This window comes from Stenotrophomonas sp. TWI169 (genome assembly GCF_039674705.1).
GTDB lineage: Bacteria > Pseudomonadota > Gammaproteobacteria > Xanthomonadales > Xanthomonadaceae > Stenotrophomonas > Stenotrophomonas maltophilia_P.
Genome location: NZ_JBDJOB010000005.1, coordinates 51,549 through 68,201 on the forward strand (window position 1 = coordinate 51,549; position 16,653 = coordinate 68,201).

A 16,653-nucleotide genomic window follows, 5' to 3' on the forward strand; every position below is an offset into this window, starting at 1 on the left:
GCCGCAGCGCCCGCTTCTGACTTAGAACTCCGCCGCCACCGTCATGAACACCTGCCGCGGCGCGCTGGCGTGGATCGCGTAGCGCTTGCCTTCCGGATCGGTCGGCGCGAACGAGCTCAGCTGGCCGGCGTAGCGCTTGTTGGTCAGATTGGTCGCGTTCAACGAGACCCGCACGTTGCGCAGTCCCAGCCCAGGGCCGAAGTCATAGCCGGCACCCGCATCGAAGGTGGTCACGCCCGGCACCGACTGATCGTTGGTGTAGGTGTAATAACGCTTGCCGGTGTACTTGGCACGCAGGCTGGCGAAGAAGCCATCGCGGTTCCAGCTGATTTCGCTGGAGGCCATGCGCTGCGGCGTGTCCACCGTGATCTTGCCGGCCACCGGCACCACCGCGCCGCCGGAGATGTAGTCATCTTCGTAGGTGGTCTTGTTCCAGGACAGCGCGTTGTACCACTGCAGGCCATCGACCGGCTTGAGGATGAAGGTCAGTTCCGCGCCGTGGCTCTTCACCGAGCCGACGTTGATGAAGCGTGTCACGCACTCCGGTCGGGTGCCCACTTCGATGCTGGAGCACGGGTTCAGTGACAGCAGGCGGTTGTCGAACGTGACGTTGTAGGCGGCGATCGAGGCCTGGTACTTCTCGCCGAACGTGCGGAAACCGGCCTCCAGGCTCTTCGACTTTTCCGGTTCCAGGTCGGCGCTGGCAGCGAACGATTCCGGTGCCACCTGTAACGGGCCGCCACTGCCACCACCGACGAAGGCGGCGATGTTCTCGGCGTACGAGGCGAACAGCTCGTTGTTGGCGTTGAGCTTGAAGCCCACGCCCAGCTGCGGCAGCACCGACTCCTTGGCCGTCAGCGTGCCGGACGCCAGGCGGGTTTCCACGCCCGGGCGGGCCGTGGCACGCATGCGGGTGTTCGGGCTCTTGATGCCGACATCAACGGTCAGGCGCTGGTCGAGGAAGCGCATGCGGTCCTGCACGTAGAACTGCTGCGTGCGGATGTCGTAGTCCTGGTTGAACAGCAGGCGGTCCGGATTCTTCAGGTACAGGTCGTCCAGGAACGGACCGCTGATGTAGTAGAAATTGCGCGACACGTTGTGGTCGTTCTGCTCGTACCACAGGCCGGCTTCCAGCTGGTGGATGCCAGCCGTCCATGACAGCGCTGCGGTCACGCCGTCGCGGTTGATCGTGTAGTTGGTGCTGCGGATGGAGATCGGCAGCATCCGGTCGGTGCCGGGGTAGGACGGCTGGCCCGGCGCCCACCAGTGACCCTGGCCGCGGTTGTCATGGTGGTAGGCCAGCAGCTTCAGGCGGCCCTGCTCGCCCAGGCGAAGGTCGGCATCGATCGAGTACAGGTTGTCATCGCGCAGCGCACGGCTCTGGTAGTACGCATCGTCGATGCTGGTCACGCCGCCGCTGTAGGCACATCGCGCCGGATCACGCGTAGCCGGCGCGCAGTAGGCGGCGGCCACCGCGCGGTTCCAGTCCGGCGCATAGATGTTCCAGTCCCAGCCCAGGCCCCTGGCCAGCATGTCCTTGGACAGGTAGGCGTAGTTGGCCTGGCTGGCACGCGAGGTCGCCACGAACGCGCCAAAACGATGGTCGCCCACGTTCCACACGGCCTTGGCATTGAACTGGCGGGTGGTCTGGTTCTGATGCGGCGCGGCCCACATGTCCTGGTCCTGGTGAACGCCGGAGACATACGCAGAGAAGCCGTTGAGGTCGCCCGTATCCACGCGCAGGTAACCACGGCGCTGATTGTCGTCGCCGACGGTGACGCTGGCACGGCCGCCGAACTCGGTGGACGGATCGGACGAGAAGTACTGGATGGTGCCGCCGAGATTGCTGGTCGAGGCCACGCCGAGTGAACCGATGCCCTGCGACAGCTCGGCGCCGGCCAGGTTTTCGGCGATCAGCGCACGGGCGATGCTCAGGCCGTTGTAGTTGCCGTAGCTGTTGTCGCCCAGCGGAATGCCATCGAGGGTATAGCCCAGCCGGCTCTTGTCGAATCCGCGCAGGCTGATGGTCTGCGATTCCTCATTGGCGCCGAACGCATCGTTGGACTGCACCGAGACGCCCGGCAACCGATCGAGGATCTTCTGGCCGCTGGTGCCTGGCGGGAGCACCTGCTTGTCGACGCTGGTGATGCGCTGCACCTGACGGGTCTCGCCCTGGCCGATCACCGAGACGGTATCCAGCGTCTGCGCGCTGGGCGCGGCGTCGGTATCGGCGGCGGAGGCGCTGGTAGCGGCGGAAAGCGCGATCGCTACGGCGATCGTCAGGTGTCGAGTCTGCATGGTGGTCCGTTGCATGGGGGATGGGCACCGGCGTGCGTGCGCGATGCCGCCCCACTATGCGAACGGAACATGAAAGCTTCTTTACGGAACACCCATGCGGGTACGCGCCGCCGCGTTGGCGGCGCACCCAGGGCGGCTCATTAGCCCATGTACAGCCCACCATTGACCGGATAATCGGCGCCGGTCACATACGACGCCTCGTCCGAGGCCAGCCAGGCGCACAGGCCGGCGACTTCTTCCGGACGGCCCAGGCGCCGTACCGGCACCGATGCGGCCAGGCGGTCCAGGACATCCGGGGGGAAACTGCTGATGGCCTGGCTGGCGATGTAGCCCGGCGAGAGCGTGTTGACCGTCACTCCGCGTGACGCTACTTCAGCGGCAAGCGCCCGGCTGAAGCCATGCATGGCGGCCTTGGCGGTGGCGTAGTTCACCTGGCCGATCTGCCCCTTGTGGGCGCTGACCGAGCCGATGTTGATGATGCGTCCCCAGCCCCGCGTGGCCATGCCATCGACCACCTGCTTGGTCAGGTTGAAGAGCGCGTTGAGGTTGGAGGCGATCACCGCATTCCAGTCCTCCACCGTCATCTGCCGGAACAGCAGGTCGCGGCTGCCGCCGGAGTTGTTGACCAGCACGTCCACTTCACCCACTTCCGCGCGCACTTTGGCGAAGGCGGCGCTGGTCGAGGCCCAGTCGGTGGCATTGCCCTCGGAGGCGATGAAGTCAAAGCCCTGCTCGCGCTGCTCGCGAAGCCAGTTGGCCTTGCGCGGCGAGTTCGGCGCACAGCCGGCAACAACCGTATGGCCGGCGCGGGCCAGGCTCTGGCAGATGGCAGTGCCGACACTGCCCATGCCGCTGGTGACGTAAGCGATGCGAAGAGTCATTGCGGAACGCTCCTTGGTAACGGGATCAGGCGGCGAGGGGATACAGGCCGAACAGCAGGCTGCCGACCATCAGCAGCAGCGAGATGGCGATGGCCCATTTCAGGGTGAATTTCTGGTGGTCGGCGAACTCGACCTTGGCCAGGCCCACCAGCAGGTAGGTGGAGGGCACCAGTGGGCTGAGCAGATGCACCGGCTGGCCGGCCAGCGAGGCGCGGGCCATTTCCACCGGCGTGATGCCGTAGTTGCCAGCGGCTTCGGACAGGATCGGCAACACGCCGAAGTAGAACGCGTCGTTGGACATGAAGAAGGTGAACGGCATCGAGGCCACGGCAGTGATCACCGCCAGATAGGGGCCCCACGAATCCGGAATCACCGCCAGGAAGCTGTGCGACATCGCCTCGACCATGCCGGTGTTGTTGAGGATGCCGGTGAAGATGCCCGCCGCGAAGATCAGCGACACCACCGACAGCACGTTGCCGGCGTGGTTGACCACGCGACGGCGCTGCTCGGCCAGGTTCGGGTAGTTGATCACCAGGGCAATGGCGAAGCCGACCATGAACAGCACCGGCATCGGCAGCACGCCGACGATCAGCGCGGTCATCAGGACCAGGGTCAGCACCAGGTTCACCCACAGCAGCTTGGGCCGCTTGATGTCCTCGGCATCCTCGACCGTCGGCAGCGCATTGCTGTCGTCGGACACGCTGCTGTCCATCCAGCTGCCGCCCTTGGGCAGCGTCACCACGCCCAGCCGGCGGCGTTCCTTCAGGCCCAGGTACCACGCCAGCAGCAGCACGCCCGCGCAGGCGATCACCATCGACGGGATCAGCGGCACGAACACATCAGCAGGATCAACGTGCAGTGCGGTGGCGGCGCGTGCGGTCGGGCCGCCCCACGGAGTCAGGTTCATCACGCCACCGGCGAGGATGGTCACGCAGGTCATGTTCAGCGCGTTCATGCCCAGCCGCTGATACAGCGGCAGCATTGCCGAGACCGTGATCATGTACGTGGTCGAGCCATCGCCATCGAGCGAGATCAGCATCGCCAGCACGGCGGTGCCGAGCACGATCTTCATCGGATCGCCCTTGACGAAGCGCAGGATCACCCGCACCAGCGGATCGAACAGTCCCGCGTCGATCATCACGCCGAAGTAGAGGATGGCGAACATCAGCATCACGCCGGTCGGCGCGATCTTCTTGATGCCTTCCAGCATCATTTCGTCGATGCCGGCGCCAAAGCCACCGATCAGCGCGAACAGGATCGGGATGGTGATCAGGGCCACCAGCGGTGACAGCCGCTTGCTCATGATCAAGTACATGAATGTAATGACCATGCCAAAGCCGAGGATGCTCAGCATCATCTGCGGACTCCTTGAGAAAACAGGACGTGGGAAAGGGAGGGGCGGGTGCGGAGGGGGGCGCGGAAGAGGCTCAGAAGTCGTACTGCAGGCGGCCGGTCACGGCGCGCGTGCGGTCCACCGTGATCCCGGCCAGGCGGTCACGGTTGCGGCTTTCGATGACGTTGAGCATGAATCGCAGGTTGTCGCGCAGGTACCAGTTGCCGCCGAGCGTCCAGGCTTCGGTGCTGCCGCGGCGCAGGTCGGGAGCGCCGTCGAGGTGCTGCGCGCCCCACATCCGGTCGTAGCGCAGCGCGACTTCAAAGGCACCGGCCTTGTGGCGGATGTCCTTCACCCGTGCGAAGCGGCCGGTCTTGCGGTCGTAGGCGCGGCTCTCGCCGGTAACGAACCAGCTGAGCATGCCGTAGCCGGCCATGACGTCGCCGCGCTGGGCGCCGTCATCGAAGGTCGCACCGCTGAACTCGCCCTGCCATGACAACGGGCCGCGGACCTGGGCGTACTCCAGCGACCACTTGTTGACGTCGGTATCGCGGCCTGCGGAGAAATCGACCAGGGTCAGGCGGCTCTCATCGGACAGATGGCCGGCGGGGCGCGGGCGGATGCGCAGTGCCGGCACACCGTTGGCGCCAGGGTTGTCGTACGCCTCACGGGCCAGCGACAGGCCCAGGTGCAGTACATCGCCGTCGCTGGGCGAGGGCGCCCAGGTCACGCGGCCGCCGGCGGCGCGCCCCTTCACCTGCCAGGCATCGATGCTCTCCAGGCTATAGACGCTGGCGGCCCAGGTGAAGTCACCCGGATTGGCCTGCCACGAGGCACCCAGCCGGTACAGCGGCGCCAGCGTGGTACCGGCATTGCCGCGCTCCAGGAAGCTGCCGTAGTTGGAGCTGGTGCGGTCATCCAGCGAGAAGTACTGCTTGAACTGGCCGACCGTCAGCTTGCCGGCCTTGCCGAAGCTGCGTGCCAGGTAGACGTCCTTGGCTTCTACACGGTCGCCGGAGAAGTCGGCTTCCATCTTGTAGTCAACCACGAAGAACCTGCCGGAGACATCCAGCCAGGCGCGGCGGATCTCGGTGTCATCCTTGTTCGGCGTACCGCGGTTGTCATTGTCGAACGTGGCGAAGTCCAGGTGCAGGCGACCGCCCAGCGTGGCGGTGACCGGCCGCTCGTCATCAGCGGCAAAGGCCGGCGCGGCCAACGCAGCCAGGGCCATCATGGCGGCGGAACGCGGCCAGGCAAACGTGAATTCCACAAACCCTCCCAGGTGCGCGCCAGGCGCGCGGCAATCGTGGGCACCGGATGGTGCGCGGCCGCAGTCTGGGTCGCGCAAGCTGTCATCCGCCTGTCAGCGGTTTGTGCGTTGCAGCGTAAAAGCGGCCGCTGCGCTTGCCGGGCATGGCCCGGCGCTACCCCCGTGCAGGCTCCCCGATCGCGCCGGTCCATCCATCCCCCCCCGCGACGCCCGGGTAGCGCCAGGCCACGCCCGGCGGGCAGGCCGGGCGGCATGCGGTAGCATTCGCTTCCCCTCCCACGCTTGTCCCCATGCGCCTGCTGCTGGTTGAAGACAACCCGGATCTGGCCGATGCGATCATCCGTCGCATGCGCCGCAGTGGGCACGCGGTGGATTGGCAGGCCGATGGCCTGGCCGCCGCAAGCGTGCTGCGCTACCAGAGTTTCGATCTGGTGGTGCTGGATATCGGCCTGCCCAAGCTTGATGGGCTACGCGTGCTGGCCGGCATGCGCGAGCGCGGCGACAGCACGCCGGTGCTGATGCTGACCGCGCGCGACGGCATCGAGGACCGCGTGCAGGCGCTGGACGTGGGTGCCGATGATTATCTCGGCAAGCCCTTCGACTTCCGCGAGTTCGAGGCGCGTTGCCGCGTGCTGCTGCGACGGGCCCGCGGCCAGGCCAGTGAGGTGGTGCAGGTGGGCGGCTTCCAGTTCGACAATGCCGCGCATCGGGTCACCCTGGATGGTGAGCCCATCGAGCTGCCCAACCGCGAGTACCGTCTGCTGGAAATCCTGGTCGGCCGGTTGGGCCACGTGGTCGGCAAGGATGAGATCGGCAACGGCCTGTTCGGCTTCGACGACGAGGCCGGGCCGAACGCAATCGAGCTCTATGTCGGCCGCCTGCGCAGGAAGCTCGCCGACGCGCCGCTGCGCATCACGACCGTGCGCGGCGTCGGCTACCTGCTCGAGGCCCGCGACGAAGGCGTGGACAGCGATGGCTGACGCGCGCCCGGCAGCGGCCGCGCCGGGTTCGCTGCGGCGGACCCTGCTGCTGTATCTGGGTGCGCTGCTGGCGGTGTTCGCAGTCGCCCTGCTGTTTGCCGCACGCGACTACGGCCAGCGTGCGGCCAATCGCTCCTACGATCACCTGCTGGCGTCCTCTGCACTGTCCATCGCCGATTCGGTGGCGCTGGCCGATGGCCAATGGCAGGTCGACCTGCCGTACGCGGCGCTCGACCTGCTGGCGATGGCGCCGGAGGACCGGGTGTTCTACCGCGTCGCGGACAGTCGCGGCACGCTGATCACTGGCTACGGCGACCTGCCGGTGCCACCCCGGCGCCCGGGAAGCCAACCGCAGTTCTTCGATGCGCGCTACAGCGGTGAGACCGTGCGCTTCGTGGTGGTGGGCCGCAGCTTCGCTGCTGCGTCCGCGCAGGGGGAGGTGCTGGTGCAGGTCGGCCAGACCCGGCGCGCGCGCGAGGCGGTGGCGCAGGACATGGTCAACCGGTCGCTGCTGGCGATCGGTGTGCTGTCCGGTCTGCTGCTGGCGCTGGTCGCCTTCGGTGTACACCGTGCATTCCGGCCACTGGTGAGGGTGGAACGCGAACTCTCGCGCCGTGAACCGTCGGACCTGAAGCCGCTGGATGCACGTGTGCCCCGTGAGATGGACCAGATGGTGGCGGCGCTGAACCGCTTCATGGAGCGGCTGTCGAGCAGCAACGAGACCCTGCGCGCGTTCATGGCCGAAGCCGCGCACCAGATGCGTACCCCGCTGGCCGCCCTGCGCGCGCAGGCGCAGCTGGCGCTGGATGACGACGACCCGCAGGACATGCGGCGCAGCCTGCAGGCCATCGAGCGCAATGCCACGCACATGAGCCGGCTGCTCAACCAGCTGCTCAGCGATGCCAGCGTGATCCACCGTTCGCACCTGCAGCGGTTCGCGCCGGTGGATCTGGCAGAAACCGTGCACCAGGCATTGCACGATGCGTTGCCGCAGGCCGGTCCCGCGCCGCTCGTGCAGCTGGCCGTCACTTCCGAGCAGGTGCATGTGCACGGCGATGCGCTGCTGCTGCGCGAGGCGATCAAGAACCTGGTCGACAATGCGTTGAAGTATGGCGGCGATGGTCCGCTGCAGATCGCACTGACGGTCGAGGGCGGCCAGGCGGTGCTGACCATTGCCGACCACGGCCCGGGCATCGCCGCGGCCGACGCCGAACGGGTGTTCGAGCGATTCGCCCGTGGCGAAGGCGTGCCATCCGGTGGCGCCGGCCTGGGGCTGGCCATCGTCAAACGCGTGATCGACAGCCATGCAGGCCATATCGACCTCAGCAACCGCCCGCAAGGGGGGCTGATCGCCACCATCCGCCTGCCCCGGAGCAACCCATGATCCGCCTGTTTGCCGCCGTCATCGCGCTGCTGCTGGCTCTGCCTGCGCAGGCTGCACCCGGCGACGTGCGCCGTTTCCCCGCACGTGAGACCGCCACTGCCCAGCTGCGCATCCACGGCACCACCGACATCGAGGTGTTCGCCGTGGTGATCGCCGACTACCAGCGGCTGCATCCCGGCACCGAAGTGGTGTACGAGGACATCATCACCCAGGATCTGTACGCGCGTTACCTGCAGGACCGCACCAGCCCTGCGTCGCCGGATCTGCTGATCTCCAGCGGCATGGACCTGCAGACCAAGCTGGTCAATGACGGTCATGCCCTGCCACACCGCTCGGCGCAGACCGCGGCGCTGCCGGCCTGGGCACAGTGGCGGGGCGAGGCATTCGGGATCAGCTACGAGCCGGTGGTGATGGTCCACAACACGCGCACATTGCCTGCTGCCAAGGTGCCGCATACACGCCGGCAGCTGCTGGACCTGCTGCGCGCGGAAGGCGCGCCCCTGCGCGGACGGGTGGGCACCTACGACATCGAACGCAGCAGCGTGGGCTACCTGCTGGCCACGCAGGATGCGCAGCGTGGCAGCATTGCCGGTGCGCTGCTCGGGGCGCTCGGCGACAACCAGGTGGTTCGCGAGGAGCGCACCGGGGTGCTGCTGGACAAGGTTGCCAGCGGCCAGCTGTCGCTGGTCTACAACGTGCTCGGCTCGTACGCGCAGGCGCGCATCGATGCCGGCGCGCCACTGGCCATCATCGAGCCGGAGGACTACACGCTGGTGGTGCTGCGCACGGCCGTGATCCCGCGCACCGGTCCGCATCCGGAGGAGGCGCGGCGTTTCCTCGATTACCTGCTGTCGCCGCGTGGCCAGCAGGTGCTGTCGCGCGAGGCGCGGCTGATGCCGATCGTGCGCAGCGATGCCCGGCGCGATGATGCGCCCGGTCGCAGCCGGCGCCCGATCCAGCTCGGGCCGGGACTGCTGGTCTACCTGGACGCGCTCAAGCGGCGCCAGTTCCTCGATGCCTGGCGCAGCAGCGTGGAGCCGGCGGGGCGCTGATGCCCTGGTAGCGCCGGGCCATGCCCGGCGGATGCAGTGCGCTGCCCGTACAATGGCCGCATGAGCGAATACACCATCCTGATCGCCGATGACCACCCGTTGCTGCGTTCGGCGGTGGTGCAGTCATTGCGGCAGAGCCTGCCGCTTGCCCAGGTGCGCGAGGTGGCCAGTGCCGAAGCGCTCGCCGAGGCGCTGGATGCGCATCCTGACGTGGACCTGGTGCTGCTCGACCTGACCATGCCCGGTGCCCACGGTTTCTCCGCGCTGCTGCACGTGCGTGGCTCGCATCCGGACATTCCGGTGGTGATCCTGTCGTCCAACGATCATCCACGGGTGATCCGGCGCGCGCAGCAGTTCGGCGCAGCTGGTTTCATCCCGAAGTCGGCGCCCGCCGAGACCATTGGCGAGGCGGTGACGGCGGTGCTGGAGGGTGGCTTGTGGTTCCCGGCGATGGCGGCCGAGCGTTCTGAGGCCGATGCACTGCTGGCCAGCCGCCTGGCGCAGCTGACACCGCAGCAGTTCCGGGTGCTGCTGTGCCTGGCCGATGGCCTGCTCAACAAGCAGATTGCCTACACGCTGGGGTTGGCCGAAAACACGGTGAAGGTGCATGTCACCGCGATCCTGAAGAAGCTCGAATGCCACAGCCGCACGCAGGCCGCGGTGCTGGTGAAGGCGCTTGAGCCGGAAGGTGATGCGCGGACAGGATTGAATGGCTGATGGAGGCAGGCATCCAGACGGCGATGCTTCGTCTGCTGCAGTCAGGCAAGAACCTCTTCAACGAAAACTGAAAGCTGATGATCTGTCGGTGCGCTGCTACGTGCATGTACGGCGTAGCGGACAGGCAGACGGTCTAGCGGTACTTTCAGAGTGTCGATGTATTGGACGCGGCCTTCTTTCGAGAGAGCTTTCAGTTCAGGTCTCGACAGCTCGCGGATGGACTGTCTCGCGTTATCCGCCGAGTGGGAAGAGACAAGCACTGCGGCTGGGAACGACGGGCGATCATCGGTGCGGGAAATATGGACTCGCATTGAGCGGAAGTAGATGAGGCTCTTCTCCCATTCGCCTTCCATGGTAGCGTCTGAAAAACTGGCAGACGGCTCATGGAGAGTGAGTGATTCCTTTCGAACGGCCCGGAGGCGAAAGCTGACCCCGGTGTGTTGCTCGTACTGACGCAGCGTGCGTTGTGAGCCCAGGCCGAAGATGCCCAGGTCATCCGCTCCGGACTCCGTGGACAGATCCAGCAGCGCGAGTGTCTTTCCCAGTGCCCGGTCGGCGCGATCCTGGAGCGTCATTCCGGCAATGCGTTCGATCGCTGGTGATTCGGATTGGTCATCCCATACCTTCCGGGCAGGGTTGTTGTACTGATGCCATAGCAAGGGCGTATACGGATGAAAGAAATCGTATCCCTTGGTGAATGCCCTCACGGACATTGCGATCTCTTCGGTGCAGAAAAAGTGGTCGGGATCGCTCATTACTTCTTGGATGAAGCTCCCATCTGAAAAGATGAATCCGCCGGCGAGGAATTTCGCTCCGAACGCGATGTCACCATGGGCCGGGGGCGGAAGGGGGACAGATCGCAATCTGACTACGGCAGTTGGTGAGAACGCGTCGAAGATCATTGCGGCGGAGAATTCCTGACGTCCCCTAGGGTAGGTGCCGGGATCGAAGCTGGGGGGATATCCTGTCAGAAGTGGTTTTGGTGAGCGCGCTTTCAGAAGCTCGAGCAGGCTCATCATCTTGGCGTCCCAATCGCTTGAAAAGCGGTGGTGTGAGTCGATCTGAAGATTGTAGTCCTCACCCCGATAGCGCTGCTGCGCCATGTTTCTGGCCCAGCCGCATCCCTTGGCGTGGACGTAATCTATGTCGATCAACTCGATGCTGGCCCCATGCCTCTGAAGGCGGTGGACCGTTGTGCCTTCTTCGCTTGTTGTATCGATCAGGTCGAATCCAGCTGATTCGAAGAACTGAATACCCTGCTCTGCTCCATGTTGCCAGCAGACAACAATGCGCAACCGGGATGGCGAGGTGGCGTTTTCTATCATGTCCTTCAGCGTTGGCACCAGCTGTGGGTCTCGATAGCTCGGTATCTGCACGAAGATTGTTTTCTTCAAATTCATCGGAGAGGGTGTTGTTCGTGGCCTGATGCAACGGGATGCTTCAGTCTGATTGATCCATCAGTTTCCGCCGATCGAGTTCGCTGCAGGATCGGTGGAGAAGATGAATCTGTTCTGGTAGCTCGAGCCAAGATTCTCAGAAGCTTCGGCGTAGCTGAAGGTAGGTGAGGATGCATCCGATGCGAACCTGCGGCCCCAGGCTTCATGCTCGGCGTTGCTTCGGGCCCGGGCGATGCCGAGGCAGATGGTCAGGCCGCATGACAGCTGCTCCAGTACGGCCTTCTGACCCATTGCGCGCGTGAGTGATGACCGATAGTGCCTGGTCAGATCCTGCGCTTCGGGGATGGACGCAGCGTCCTTGTCCATGCGATCCATCGCATCTGACATGCTTCTGCTTGACTGCAGGAGGTCTTCAGCAGCCTGGCCTGAGATGCCATGCTCGAACATGAGCATGGATTCTGAACGCAGATGCCCGGGTGATGATGCTGCATGCTGGATGGTCGCCGTCGGAATGTCTGTTCTCGGCCGCTTGGTTGGCGGTTCTGTGCTGGCAGCATTTGATCCGTCTTGATTGAGCTCCGGTCCCGCCGCCGCATTTCGATGACTGGCGTTGGGGTCTGAGGTTCTGTCGTCGGTGCACCCTGCACAGGACAAGCAAAGCAGCATTGCAGTGGCCAGACGAGCGAACGGCATGATTGAGCGGGATGTGTCAGGGAAGCGCACGGTGGATCCTCGGTCGTGGGTCGCGGCAGTCAATCCAGAGGGCAATCGAAGGGACCGTTGCAGTCCGGCGGACGAGTTGTCTGAAACACAGTCTTCACTCTTCCGCCGCAGCAGTCAGTGACTCTCCAGTTTCCGGCCGTGCCGACAGTGACGACACAGCTGTTTGTGCAGCGATACCTGACGCCGTTGAAGATCGTTTCGCTTTCTGCATGCGCTTCGCTGGCTGTCATTGCCAGGCCTGCTGCCAGAACGACGCTGCCAAGATGACGTTTGTCCATCCATTGTCCTGAGTGTGGTCGGCCGATCGGCCAGGTCAGGAGATGCTCCTCTGTTCTGCGGCGCATGTCAGTCGGGAAACTACCTGTCTTCACTCCGCATTTTTCTGTGTACTGCGCATCCATACCCATCTGAGGGGCATGCTGGGCTTTCCCGCCCGGCCGGTATCGCGCGAACAATGGCTTGCGCAAAGCGAGCGGAATCTGCGGAGTACGATGCTACTCGGGGAGTGGTGCAGCGGTGCCCTGCGTGGCAGAACCGCGCTACCCGCGGTGTCGCAGCAGCAATTGTGTCATCAGCGCCCGCAGCGCCGGCGGCTTCACCGGCTTGGCCATCATGCCCCAGCCTCGTTCGGCCGCCATTTCGCGCAGTCCTGCGTCGCGCTCGGCGGTCACCAGCACCACCGGCGGCCGTGCTTGCCAGTGCTCGGCCAGCACTTCGTACAGCACCGGCCCGTGATGGTCGCCCATGCGAACGTCCAGCAGCACCAGTTCCGGCACGGATTCCACGCTGGCCAGCTGCAGCGCGGCCTGGGGGCCATCGGCCAGGACCACCTCGCATCCCCAGCGCTCCAGCAGGGCACGGCTGGCTGCGCAGACATGCGGATCATCATCGATCACCCACACGCGGCGGCCGCGCAGCGGATTGTCTGCCGCCGGTTCCTGTGCCTGCGCCGGTGCCTGCGCAACAGCGGGAATCGCGTTGGCATCGCCAAGAGGTACGCCCACTGCGAACACGCTGCCTCGCCCCAGTTGCGAGCGCAGGCGGATCGGATGGCCGAGCAGGCGGCCGATACGGTCGACGATCGCCAGGCCCAGGCCGGCGCCGCGCTGGTGACCATCGTGCAGGCGGCGGAATTCCTCGAAAATTTCACCCTGCAGCGCATCAGGAATGCCGGGGCCCTGGTCATGCACTTCAATCCACAACTGGTCTCCGCGCCGGCGGCAGCCGAGCAGCACCCGGCCACGCTCGCTGTAGCGCAGTGCGTTGGACAGGAAATTCTGCAGGATGCGGCGCAGCAGTGCTTCGTCGCTGACCACCACTGCGCGGGTATCGACCCAGTCCACGACCAGCCCGCGTGTCTGCGCGGCGATGCCGAACTCGCGTGCCAGCGTCTGCAGCAGCGGGCCCAGCCGGAACGCATGCACGCGCGTGGGCAGGCTGCCTGACTCCAGTCGCGCGATGTCGAGCAGGCTGTTGAGGATGGCATCCTGCGCGGCCAGTGCGGCATCGATGTGGTCGGTGGTCTGCTGCTGCGCCGGGTCGGTCAGCTTGCCGCGCAGCACGGAGACGAACATGCGCGCGGCGTTCAACGGTTGCAGCAGGTCGTGCACCGCTGATGCGACGAAACGGGTCTTGTAGCGGTTGGCCTGTTCGGCTTCGCGGCGGGCCTCGTCGAGGTCATGGGTGCGCTCGGCCACGCGGTGTTCCAGCGCATCGGCCAGTGACCGCAGTTCGCGTGCAGCGTTCTTGTAGCTGGTGATGTCGGCGTAGCTGGTGACGAAGCCGCCATCAGGCAGCGGATTGCCACGGATCTCCAGAACGGTGCCATCGTCCTTTTCGCTCTCGCGCATGTGCGGGCGGCCACTGCGCAGGTGGTTCAGGCGACGCTCGATGGCCTCGTCGATCGGCCCCGGCCCGAGCAGGCCGCGGCGTGCGTTGTAGCGGAACAGCTCTTCGATGGGCCGGCCGACACGGACCAGCCCCGGCGGGAAGCGGAACAGCTCCAGATAGCGCGAATTCCAGGCGACCAGCCGCTGTTCGCGATCAATGATCACTACGCCCTGCGGCAGGTGCTCCAGGCTGCGGCTCAGGCCGCTGTCGGCATCGGTGGCTGCCTGCAGCAATCCGTCCTGGGCGGTGCGCAGTTCCTGTGCATGCTGCTTGAGCAGGGTTTCCAGTTCGCTGCGGCTGCGCTGGCGGTGCCGGGCCAGGCGCCGGCGCTGCTGCACGAACAGCAGCAGGAACCCCAGCGCCAGCCACGCAGCGGCGCCGGCCAGGGCGGCACCGCGTCCGGCGCTGGTGGCGGCACTGGCATCGTGCAGCAGATGCAGGTTCCAGTGTTCGTCGGGCAGCGCCAGGCTCTGCCACAGCATCGCCTGCGGCAGCACCGGGTCGAGCAGGCGCACCATGCGGCCACCATCGGCCAGCACATCCTCGGTACGCACCCGCAGGGGCTGCAACGAGCGGTCGGCATACTGGCGGGCATCAAGCATCTCGCGGCGCTCGTCCGCGCCCAGCGGCCGCAGCAGGCGGTAGCGCCAGGCATCGCGGTTGGACAGGAACACCACGTCATGGTTGTCGCTGGCCAGCACCACGTCCGGGCTGTTCAGCCACTCCTGTTCCAGCGCCGACAGCTCGATCTTGATCACGATCACGCCGATGCGCTGGCCGCGGTCGTCGACGATCGCCTCGGACATGAAATAGCCGGGCACGCCGGTGGTCATGCCGATGCCGTAGAAGCGGCCGCGGCCGTGGGCCAGGGCCTGCTGGTAATAGGGCCGGTAGCTGTAGTCCTCGCCGACGTTGGTGGTCGTCTGGTCCCAGTTGCTGGCCGCGACCGCGACGCCATCGCGGCCGACCAGGGTCAGGGTGGAGGTTCGGGTGACCTGGTTGGCGCGCTGCAGTTTCAGGTTCAGCTGCTGGCGCTCGGCGGGCGAGGGCGGCGTGCGCAGTACGCGCAGCAGGTCCGGGTCCAGTGCCATCACCTGCGGCAGGGTGCCGAAGCGGTCGATACGCTGCTGCAGGCCCTGGCCGTACAGCTGCAGCTGGCGCTGGACCTGCGTGCTCTCGGCAGCCAGGGCGCTGCGCCACGCGTAGTGGCCCGCCGCGATCGCGCACAGCACGGTGCCTCCGGCCAGCGCGAGGAGGGTCAGCAGCAGCATCCTGTGGCGGCCGAGCCAGTACATGGCGGCAGTCTACGCAGTGAGGGCGGGCATGACGTGCATGCCCGCCGGATTCCGCACCGTGGCGCGGATCAGAAGTGCATCTGTGCGCGCAGTTCGAAGATCTCCGGGGTGCTGTGCACACCGCGGCGGCTGGCATCGACCTTGACGTAGTTGGCCTGGAACTTGAAATGGCTGGTCAGGTACCAGTTCGCGCCCAGGGTCAGGTCGTGCTGACGCCCCCCCAGGATGCTGCCGTCGTCCAGATCCAGGCGGCTGTAGCGTGCCACCAGCTCGACCGCGCCGTAGTCGTGGCCGGGCTTGATGTTGGCCACGGCGCCGGCGTTGTACGGACGGGACTCGCCGGTCAGCACCCAGCTGGCCATCGCGTACTGGCCGTGGCCGGTGTAGTCGGGCTTGCCGTCGTTGCGGGTGACAGTGGCCTGCAGCGCTTCGGCCTGCAGCGAGAAGGGGCCACGGATCCAGATGCCTTCCAGGCCGGTGCGGCGGATCTGGTCGGCGGTCACCAGCGCGCCGGAATCCACGTAGCGGATGTCGGTCAGGCCGGCTTCCGGGCGCGCGCGCAACCGTGCGCTGGCCTCGTGATGGACGTCACGGCCATCGCGGTAGCCGCGCGGGTTTTCCTGCGAGTAGGCCAGGCCCAGGTGGATCACATCGCCAGGCGCCTTCACCGGCGTCCACACCGCACGTACCGCCTGCGTGGTGCCGGGGTTGTCGCCCTGCAGGTCCTTGCCGCCGTAGGCACCGGCCTGCAGCAGGTACTGCGGGCGCTCCAGCACCCATTCCACACCGGTGCGGCGGCCGGCGTAGAACGCCTGCACCGGCAGCGCGGTCTCCAGGAAGCTACCGGCGCGCGAGGAGGTGTTGGCATCCAGGCCGACCGGCGTCTTCATGTAGCCGAAGCGGAAACGGCCGATGTCGCGGCCCACGAAGGCCTTGCTCTCCAGGCGCAGGAACACGTCCAGCCAGGTGTCGGCCTGGAAGTCGTAGTACACCATCGCGTCGTACACGCCCTTCTTCTTCAGCGTGGCGCCGAATTCCTTGCGGCGCACGGCATCGTCATCGTCCAGGCCACTGCCGGAGGAGAAATCGTTGTAGTCGTAGGCGATGTTGGCGGTGGCCGCCAGCTCGGTGCCGTCGCCGAACGCGTACTTGGTCGGCCAGTTGTCGAAATCGGCAGCGGACGCGAAGGCGGGCAGGGCGGCCAGCGACAGGGCCAGCAGGGTGGGAATGGGGCGCATGTTGGGTGCGGCTCTCTCGGATTGCGTAGGGTCAGGACAACAACGGCCGCCAGGGCCGGAACTTGGGCAGGGACGCCACGGGCCGTTCAGCCCGCGCCACCGGGCCTCCCGGCGCGGTGCGATGCCGGGCCAGTTTAGGGGTCCCGGCCACCTGAACCGGGGGGCTAGTACCAATAGGTTATCTGCGTTGGCGTG

12 protein-coding genes are annotated in these 16,653 nt (G+C 66.1%); 4 read left to right on the top strand and 8 right to left on the bottom strand.

Translation table 11 applies throughout. The annotated features are described in order from the left end of the window. Positions 1-21: 21 nt before the first annotated feature. The 4 genes from ABE543_RS05500 to ABE543_RS05515 all read right to left on the bottom strand — a co-directional run bounded on the left by ABE543_RS05500 (position 22) and on the right by ABE543_RS05515 (position 5,746). Complete coding sequence (locus ABE543_RS05500; protein ID WP_197601244.1) at positions 22-2,298, bottom strand: TonB-dependent receptor; 2,277 nt, start codon at positions 2,296-2,298, stop codon at positions 22-24. A 140-nt stretch (positions 2,299-2,438) separates the two neighbouring features. Next, positions 2,439-3,179: an acetoacetyl-CoA reductase gene (phbB, locus tag ABE543_RS05505; RefSeq protein WP_053517420.1), complete on the bottom strand. Its 741-nt coding sequence runs from the start codon at positions 3,177-3,179 to the stop codon at positions 2,439-2,441. A gap of 25 nt (positions 3,180-3,204) precedes the next feature. Next, positions 3,205-4,533 carry a CitMHS family transporter gene (locus ABE543_RS05510; protein ID WP_053517450.1) on the bottom strand — a complete coding sequence of 443 codons (1,329 nt, stop codon included), beginning with the start codon at positions 4,531-4,533 and terminating at the stop codon, positions 3,205-3,207. Positions 4,534-4,606: 73 nt separating this feature from the next. Continuing rightward, positions 4,607-5,746 (bottom strand): porin, encoded by a 1,140-nt coding sequence (locus ABE543_RS05515; RefSeq protein ID WP_065175123.1) that lies wholly within the window; start codon positions 5,744-5,746, stop codon positions 4,607-4,609. Between the two features lie 326 nt (positions 5,747-6,072). On the opposite strand from ABE543_RS05515, the gene ABE543_RS05520 reads away from it, so the two are divergent. Genes ABE543_RS05520 through ABE543_RS05535 form a run of 4 tightly spaced genes read left to right on the top strand, consistent with a single transcriptional unit; the run spans position 6,073 to position 9,915 of the window. After that, positions 6,073-6,762, top strand: a complete 690-nt coding sequence (locus ABE543_RS05520; RefSeq protein WP_053517418.1) for a response regulator transcription factor — start codon at positions 6,073-6,075, stop codon at positions 6,760-6,762. Then, positions 6,755-8,146: a sensor histidine kinase gene (locus tag ABE543_RS05525; RefSeq protein ID WP_346475409.1), complete on the top strand. Its 1,392-nt coding sequence runs from the start codon at positions 6,755-6,757 to the stop codon at positions 8,144-8,146. Before ABE543_RS05520 ends, ABE543_RS05525 begins: the two co-directional genes overlap by 8 nt. Continuing rightward, entirely contained in the window at positions 8,143-9,198 is a 1,056-nt protein-coding gene (locus ABE543_RS05530) for an ABC transporter substrate-binding protein (RefSeq protein ID WP_346475410.1), read from the top strand. The genes ABE543_RS05525 and ABE543_RS05530 overlap by 4 nt, the downstream gene beginning before the upstream one ends. A gap of 60 nt (positions 9,199-9,258) precedes the next feature. After that, positions 9,259-9,915 (top strand): response regulator transcription factor, encoded by a 657-nt coding sequence (locus ABE543_RS05535; protein WP_074899758.1) that lies wholly within the window; start codon positions 9,259-9,261, stop codon positions 9,913-9,915. Between the two features lie 41 nt (positions 9,916-9,956). Here ABE543_RS05535 and ABE543_RS05540 read toward each other — a convergent pair whose 3' ends face one another. The 4 genes from ABE543_RS05540 to ABE543_RS05555 all read right to left on the bottom strand — a co-directional run bounded on the left by ABE543_RS05540 (position 9,957) and on the right by ABE543_RS05555 (position 16,458). Next, positions 9,957-11,315 (bottom strand): GlcNAc-transferase family protein, encoded by a 1,359-nt coding sequence (locus ABE543_RS05540; protein ID WP_346475411.1) that lies wholly within the window; start codon positions 11,313-11,315, stop codon positions 9,957-9,959. Positions 11,316-11,372: 57 nt separating this feature from the next. After that, positions 11,373-12,035 (bottom strand): hypothetical protein, encoded by a 663-nt coding sequence (locus ABE543_RS05545; RefSeq protein WP_346475412.1) that lies wholly within the window; start codon positions 12,033-12,035, stop codon positions 11,373-11,375. 539 nt (positions 12,036-12,574) lie between these two features. Next, positions 12,575-15,220 (bottom strand): PAS-domain containing protein, encoded by a 2,646-nt coding sequence (locus tag ABE543_RS05550; protein WP_346475413.1) that lies wholly within the window; start codon positions 15,218-15,220, stop codon positions 12,575-12,577. A 68-nt stretch (positions 15,221-15,288) separates the two neighbouring features. Next, on the bottom strand, positions 15,289-16,458 hold the full coding sequence (locus tag ABE543_RS05555; RefSeq protein WP_262100463.1) for a porin: 1,170 nt from the start codon (positions 16,456-16,458) through the stop codon (positions 15,289-15,291). Positions 16,459-16,653: the final 195 nt, after the last annotated feature.

Coding starts and splice junctions, on each gene's coding strand:
- ABE543_RS05500 (WP_197601244.1), bottom strand. CDS start 2,298: ATGCAGACTCGACACCTGACGATCGCCGTAGCGATCGCGCTTTCCGCC.
- phbB (WP_053517420.1), bottom strand. CDS start 3,179: ATGACTCTTCGCATCGCTTACGTCACCAGCGGCATGGGCAGTGTCGGC.
- ABE543_RS05510 (WP_053517450.1), bottom strand. CDS start 4,533: ATGCTGAGCATCCTCGGCTTTGGCATGGTCATTACATTCATGTACTTG.
- ABE543_RS05515 (WP_065175123.1), bottom strand. CDS start 5,746: ATGATGGCCCTGGCTGCGTTGGCCGCGCCGGCCTTTGCCGCTGATGAC.
- ABE543_RS05520 (WP_053517418.1), top strand. CDS start 6,073: ATGCGCCTGCTGCTGGTTGAAGACAACCCGGATCTGGCCGATGCGATC.
- ABE543_RS05525 (WP_346475409.1), top strand. CDS start 6,755: ATGGCTGACGCGCGCCCGGCAGCGGCCGCGCCGGGTTCGCTGCGGCGG.
- ABE543_RS05530 (WP_346475410.1), top strand. CDS start 8,143: ATGATCCGCCTGTTTGCCGCCGTCATCGCGCTGCTGCTGGCTCTGCCT.
- ABE543_RS05535 (WP_074899758.1), top strand. CDS start 9,259: ATGAGCGAATACACCATCCTGATCGCCGATGACCACCCGTTGCTGCGT.
- ABE543_RS05540 (WP_346475411.1), bottom strand. CDS start 11,315: ATGAATTTGAAGAAAACAATCTTCGTGCAGATACCGAGCTATCGAGAC.
- ABE543_RS05550 (WP_346475413.1), bottom strand. CDS start 15,220: ATGTACTGGCTCGGCCGCCACAGGATGCTGCTGCTGACCCTCCTCGCG.
- ABE543_RS05555 (WP_262100463.1), bottom strand. CDS start 16,458: ATGCGCCCCATTCCCACCCTGCTGGCCCTGTCGCTGGCCGCCCTGCCC.